Raw genomic sequence first — 6796 nt, 5'->3', positions numbered from 1 at the left:
ACCACTGATTCTTGCAAGCAAGCGGCATAGCCGAGCGTACACAGATTTTTTAATTGATCAATGATCAATTACCAATGATCAATTAACGAATTAACTAATTGACTAATTTGTGCCTGTCTATAAAGCAGGAAAAGTTTCCTACTTATCATGTGTCTGTTCATAAAGTGTCATTTACAAGGCTTGCGAAGTCCGAAAATACGGAGTTTACTCTTCGTAAATGAGTAATTTTCGGACGAGCGTAACACAGTAAATGGCACTTTATGGACAGACACTAATTAACCAATCAACCAGGTAACCAATTAACCTATTCTTGCAGAGCAAGTAGCAGAGCGGGCGAACAAAACCCAAAACCCGAAACCAGCAACCAGCAACCAGCAACCAGCAACCAGCAACCAGCAACCAGCAACCAGCCCCCTCCCCTCACTCCTTCACATTTCCATATCCATCAAAAACAAACCTGCCAGACAAAAGAATACTTAAAACCAAAGTCATAGTACACCCGGCAAAAATAGCTACCATAATCATCACCTGATACTTAATAGCTGCTGCCGGCGACGCACCGCCCAGAATTTGTCCGGTCATCATTCCGGGAAGCGAAATAAGTCCTATCACCGACATATTCGCCAAAAGAGGATTCAATCCTTTCACCAATGCATCCTGAATAAAAGGCAACAAGGCTTGACGTCGACTCCCACTGTTGGTCAATAAAAAATAATACAGCTCCTTCTTTTGCGACAAACCCCCAAAATAGGTTGTCAGACCTACAATATTATGATTGAGTGAATTTCCAAGAACCATTCCCGATATCGGCACAAAGTAACGTGCCTCAAAAAAATAATCGAGCCGGATAACCGCTCCCAGGAAAAATGCATCAATTATTGCCATTGAAACAAGGCCGGCCAAAATAAAGGGGAACAGGTAGGTTCGCCAGTTCATTCCCACACGCTTCACTATGGTTCCGGCACCTACCAATACCATTATAATAACCCACAGAGAGTTGACCCATGCGTTGTTCATTTCAAATATCCATTCCATATAAACAGCCACAAGTGCCAACTGAATGATCATCCTGGCAGTACTGACCAACATGTCTTTTATCAGTCTGATGCGGTAGTACATGAACACCATCAAGGGTATTACAAGTATCGAAAAGCCTAAAATAAGTTCCCAGATTCCTATGTCTATCATTGGTTACTATGTTGTTAGATTGTTATGGTTGTTAGGATTGTTAGGATTGTTAGGGTTGTTAGGGGTGTTAGGGGTGTTAGGGGTGTTAGGATTGTTATGGTTGTTAGGGTTGTTAGGATTGTTAGGATTGTTAGGATTGTCAGGGTTGTTAGTACCTTATCCCTGATTTTGTTGTATTTTTTGGCAAAATATTGTCATTAGTCATTGGTCATTAGTCATTAGTCATTGGTAATTGGTCATTGATAATTGATATTAGTGCTCTGTCACCGCTCCGCGGTTAATTGTTACTGACTTTATTGGTAACGTTACCGCTCTGTCACCGCTCCGCAGTTTTAGTATTTTTAACCCTATAACAGTAGTTAATAGCCGCGGAGCGGCGATAGAACGGTAGAATTATTTAATAAGAAAAACAAAAAGCTGCGGAGCTGCAACAGATAATATATAAATTTGTTCGGTTCTGGCTTGTCCAGGTTGGGGAAACCGCAAATTTAACGAATTTAACGAAGTGGGATTGGCAAAGCCAATCTATAAAACTGCTATGCAGTTTTTAAAATTCGCATAATTCGTAAAATTCGCGGTTTATATTTTTTATACTACTGTTAGATTGTTAGGGTGTGAGGGTTGTTAGGGTTGTTAGTTAGTGTCTGTCTATAAAGTAGGAAAAGATTCCTACTTATCATGTGTCTGTTCAGAAAGTGCCAGTTGCAAGGCTTGCGAAGCCGCCAAAACCAGAGTTTACTAATCGTAAATGAGGATTTTGGCGGCGAGCGTAACGCAGCAAATGGTACTTTATGGACAGACACTAGAGTATCCGAAATCAAAAGTCCCCTGTGGGGGGATTTAGGGGGCCTCACAAATATATCACTTCACCGGCGGCCTTACTCCACTTCTCATTATGCGATGCTGATACAACAGTTGTATCCTCAAGACAATTAACAACATCAATTAATTTCACTATGGATTCATCATCCAAAGAGGCTGTTGGTTCATCCATAAGAAGTATGTCACGTTCGAGCGAAAGGCACACGGCAATAACAATTCTCTGTTTTTGTCCACCGCTCATTTCATCGAAAGGGCGCTCTATCATCGTCGAAGGAAGCCCTAATTGCTCAAGGAAACTTACGGCCAGACTTTCTTTTCGCTCGTTTCCGATAAGGGCCAATAGTTCCTTCCCTGTAGCAACAGGCAGATGAATATTCTGAGGCACATAGGCCACTTGAGATCGGATGGATTTTATATTAGGCTTATTCAGCACCAATCCGCCAACCATAATTTCGCCTCTGTCAGGCAATAAGTATCCCTGTATCATTTTTAATACAGACGATTTGCCTTTCCCCGAAGGCCCCGAAATACAAACATTCTCTCCCTTCTCAACAGAAAAAGAAAAATCATTAAACACAGTAGTTTCCTGAAATGAAAGAAATATGTTCCTGAGTTCAATCATATATTTCATGTGTTCTGCGTTGTTGCTGGTTGCTGGAGACCCCTAAATCCCCCCAGGGGGCCCCCTAAATCCTCCCAGGGGGGACGTATAATTAGAAATACTCTTTCAAATTGGGTTAATCTTTGTTATCTATGATGCAACCATATCTTCTGTGTTCTTATATGTCTTATATGGTGTATTCTTTAATAGACGCACGGCCGTGCGTCTCTACTTGCTTCGCTTCTATCTTCTGCCTTCTATCTTCTGCCTTCTGCCTTCTATCTCTGTGTTCTTCTGTGCCTTATGTGGTGATTTCTCAACCTCAGCCTTAACCTCAACCTCAACCTTAACCACAACCTACTTGCCTAATCCCCCCATTCCCCCATTTTGCCCCTTTCCATAATATACTTATCTTTGCACGTTCTAAAAGCACAAAAGTACAAACATAATGATAAAAATAACATTACCCGACCAATCGGTACGTGAGTATCCGGAAGGTGTTACCGGCGAAGAAATTGCCCGTGACATCAGTCCGCGGCTGGCTAAAGAAGTGCTGGCTGTCACTGTGAACGATCAGTTGTACGATCTTCACCGGCCGATTAATGAGGATGCCAATATAAAACTTCATAAATGGGAAGATGACCAGGGCAAACATGCTTTCTGGCACTCCTCGGCACACCTTTTGGCCGAAGCGCTGGAAGAGTTGTATCCCGGCATCAGGTTTGGCATTGGCCCGGCCATCGAAAACGGTTTTTACTACGATGTTGACCCGGGTGACCGAACAATTTCCGATGCTGATCTGCCAAAAATCGAGAAAAAAATGATTGAGCTGGCCCGTCAAAAAGAAGAATACAAAAGACGGGAAGTTTCCAAACAGGAAGCCCTGAAATATTTCGAAGAAAAGGGAGACCCTTACAAAGTTGAGCTGATCGGAGAATTGGAAGACGGTACTATCACCTTCTACGAGCAAGGCCACTTTACCGACCTCTGTCGCGGACCTCATCTGCCCAGTACGGCTCCCATCAAAGCCATCAAGCTACTGAGCATTGCCGGAGCATACTGGCGCGGAGACGAAACCCGCAAACAGCTTACCCGGGTTTATGGTATATCATTTCCTAAACAAAAGATGCTGGATGAATACCTCCAAAAACTCGAAGAAGCCCAAAAACGCGATCACAGAAAATTGGGTAAGGAGCTGGAGCTTTTCGCGTTTTCGCAACGTGTTGGTCAGGGATTGCCGCTATGGCTGCCCAAAGGAGCCAAACTGCGCGAACGTCTGGAAAATTTCCTCAAAGGGGTACAGCAAAAATACGGCTACGAACAGGTTATAACGCCTCACATTGGCCAAAAGGAGCTTTACGAAACATCCGGTCATTATGCCAAATACGGAGCCGACTCGTTTAAACCCATTAATACCCCCGCCGAGGGTGAGGAGTTTTTGCTGAAACCCATGAATTGCCCCCATCATTGCGAAATTTTCAAAATTAAACCCCATTCATACAGGGATCTGCCCATCAGACTTGCCGAATTCGGAACGGTTTATCGCTATGAGCAAAGCGGAGAGCTGCATGGATTGACCAGAGTTCGCGGCTTCACCCAGGATGATGCGCACATTTTTTGCCGCCCCGACCAGTTGAAAGATGAGTTTAAAAAGGTTATCGACATCATATTCTATATCTTTAAGGCTCTCGATTTCAACGATTACACGGCACAAATATCACTTCGCGACCCCAATAATAAAGAAAAATACATCGGAAGCGACGAAAATTGGGAAAAAGCCGAACAGGCAATCATTGAAGCCTGCGAGGAAAAAGGGCTGCAAACAGTTATCGAAACCGGCGAAGCAGCCTTCTATGGCCCGAAACTCGACTTCATGGTTCGCGACGCCATCGGCCGAAAATGGCAGCTGGGAACCATCCAGGTAGACTATAACCTGCCCGAACGATTCGAATTGGAATACATTGGTCAGGACAACCAGCCACATCGTCCGATCATGATCCATCGTGCTCCTTTCGGGAGCATGGAACGATTCGTGGCGGTATTGATCGAACATACTGCAGGGAAATTTCCGCTCTGGCTTACACCCGAACAGGCTGTAATTCTGCCCATCAGTGAAAAATATAATGAATACGCCAAAAATGTTTTAAATTTGCTGAATAATTCCGATATTCGCGCCGTGTTAGACGACCGTAACGAGAAGATAGGTAAAAAGATACGAGACAATGAGTTGAAACGTATCCCTTACCTGTTGATCGTAGGGGAAAAAGAAGCTGCCGGAAACCAGGTTTCCGTGCGTCGGCAGGGTGAAGGCGATAAAGGCGTTATGACCATTGATGAGTTTATCGACTTCATTAAAAAGGAAGAAAAAAAGAGCCTTCCTTAGGCTTAAGGGAAGCTACCTTTCAGCGAGGGAAGGAATCAAAAAGGAATTTTAAGAAGAGAAACAAAAGATAAGGCTGACAAAAGCCTGAGAATAAACATAATTGATTGTTTAACTAAAGTAAAAGGAGGGTTTAGATATAGGAAGACCAAGAAAAAACACCGGACGTAGCCCCAAAGATGAACTAAGGTACAGGATCAACCGTCAAATCCGCGTACCTCAGGTACGTGTGGTTGGAGATAACATTGACGAACCAGGGGTTTACCCGACAAACGAGGCCCTGAAACTGGCCGACGAGATGGAACTTGACCTTGTGGAAATTTCTCCAAAGGCCGATCCTCCGGTTTGTCGGATCATTGATTATCAGAAGTTCCTCTATCAGCAAAAGAAAAAACAAAAGGAACAGAAACAAAAATCGGTTCAGGTTTCAGTTAAAGAGGTCAGATTTGGCCCCAATACCGATGAACACGACTATAATTTTAAACTGAAACATGCCGAAAAGTTCCTGAATGAAGGAGATAAGGTAAAAGCTTTTGTCTTTTTCAAAGGTCGAAGCATCCTGTTCAAGGAGAAAGGAGAAATCCTGTTGCTCCGCCTGGCTCAGGACCTTGAAGAAGTAGGAAAAGTAGAGCAGATGCCACGTCTCGAAGGAAAACGGATGACAATGTTCCTTTCTCCCAAGAAGAAGAAATAATCTGTATTTTTTATACCAAAATAAATATATAGAACAATGCCAAAAATGAAGACGAATTCCAGTGCCAAAAAGCGTTTTGCGTTGACCGGCAGTGGAAAGATCAAGCGTAAGCATGCTTACAAAAGTCACATTTTGACTAAAAAATCAAAGAAAAGAAAGCGGAATCTGACCTATTTTGGCGAGGTGCACAAAGCCGATCGTAACAACGTGAAGCTTTTACTCGGAATGAAGTAAAAATCCGCAATTCTTTAAATCAATTTATTTTAAAAACCTGAATGACTTAGCTAAAAGTTCCTGAACAGGACGCTAACCATTCTAAAAAACAGTAAAAACATGCCAAGATCAGTAAATGCTGTTGCTTCCAGAGCACGAAGAAAAAAGGTGATGAAACTCACCAAAGGCTATTTTGGTCGTCGTAAAAACGTGTGGACGGTAGCCAAAAATGCCTGGGAAAAAGGTATGCTATATGCCTACCGCGACCGTAAAGCGAAAAAAAGAAATTTCCGCTCGCTGTGGATTCAGCGTATCAACGCCGCAGCCCGTCTCGAAGGCATTTCCTACAGCCGCCTTATGGGACTTATGAAACAACAAAACATCGACATCAACCGCAAAGTTCTGGCCGATCTGGCCGTTAATCACCCCGATGCCTTTAAAGCCGTGGTGAAAAAAGCCATGAATAAGAACTAAGCTTTTAAGATAATTTTCCGGAAAAACCCGCGTCAAAATTTGGTGCGGGTTTTTTGTTTATAATTTGGGGACTGCTAAATATTGTCTGTCCATAAAATGCCATTTACTGTGATTACGCTCGTCCGAAAATTACTCATTTACGATGAGTAAACTCCCTATTTTCGGACTTCGCAAGCCTTGTAAATGACACTTTCTGAACAGACACATGATAAGTAGGAAACTTTTCCTACTTTATATACAGACACTAAATAGTTTCTGTTCAGAAAGTACCATTTGCTGCGTTACGTTATCCGCCAAAATACCCATTTACTAAGGTAAACTCCGTTTTTGGCGATTTCGCAAGCCTTGCAACTGGCACTTTCTGAACAGGCACACATATTGTAAAAACTTTTGCGTGTTTATAGAGGAATACTAATTTAAGTGC

General features: G+C 42.9%; 6 protein-coding genes. 4 read left to right on the top strand and 2 right to left on the bottom strand.

Going from position 1 to position 6796, the window contains the following annotated elements; all coding sequences use genetic code 11:
* Positions 1 to 420 precede the first annotated feature (420 nt).
* Both OQ5_RS0112260 and OQ5_RS0112255 read right to left on the bottom strand, forming a co-directional pair.
* Complete coding sequence (locus OQ5_RS0112260; protein WP_016777771.1) at positions 421 to 1188, bottom strand: ABC transporter permease; 768 nt, start codon at positions 1186 to 1188, stop codon at positions 421 to 423.
* A gap of 850 nt (positions 1189 to 2038) precedes the next feature.
* Positions 2039 to 2641: an ABC transporter ATP-binding protein gene (locus tag OQ5_RS0112255; protein WP_016777770.1), complete on the bottom strand. Its 603-nt coding sequence runs from the start codon at positions 2639 to 2641 to the stop codon at positions 2039 to 2041.
* Positions 2642 to 3059: 418 nt separating this feature from the next.
* On the opposite strand from OQ5_RS0112255, the gene thrS reads away from it, so the two are divergent.
* From thrS to rplT, 4 genes are all read left to right on the top strand, one after another.
* Positions 3060 to 4994, top strand: a complete 1935-nt coding sequence (thrS, locus tag OQ5_RS0112245) for a threonine--tRNA ligase (protein WP_016777768.1) — start codon at positions 3060 to 3062, stop codon at positions 4992 to 4994.
* 136 nt (positions 4995 to 5130) lie between these two features.
* Positions 5131 to 5685, top strand: coding sequence for a translation initiation factor IF-3 (infC, locus tag OQ5_RS0112240; RefSeq protein WP_044107836.1), 555 nt, complete (start codon positions 5131 to 5133; stop codon positions 5683 to 5685).
* A 45-nt stretch (positions 5686 to 5730) separates the two neighbouring features.
* Positions 5731 to 5919: a 50S ribosomal protein L35 gene (gene rpmI, locus OQ5_RS0112235; RefSeq protein WP_441005799.1), complete on the top strand. Its 189-nt coding sequence runs from the start codon at positions 5731 to 5733 to the stop codon at positions 5917 to 5919.
* 99 nt (positions 5920 to 6018) lie between these two features.
* Positions 6019 to 6372 (top strand): 50S ribosomal protein L20, encoded by a 354-nt coding sequence (rplT, locus tag OQ5_RS0112230; RefSeq protein WP_016777765.1) that lies wholly within the window; start codon positions 6019 to 6021, stop codon positions 6370 to 6372.
* Positions 6373 to 6796: the final 424 nt, after the last annotated feature.

This window comes from Anaerophaga thermohalophila str. Valhall (assembly GCF_000250735.1).
Taxonomy (GTDB): Bacteria; Bacteroidota; Bacteroidia; order Bacteroidales; family Marinilabiliaceae; genus Anaerophaga; species Anaerophaga thermohalophila_A.
The sequence above is the reverse complement of the archived record's forward strand: the minus strand, read 5'-3'. Positions and strand labels throughout refer to the sequence as shown.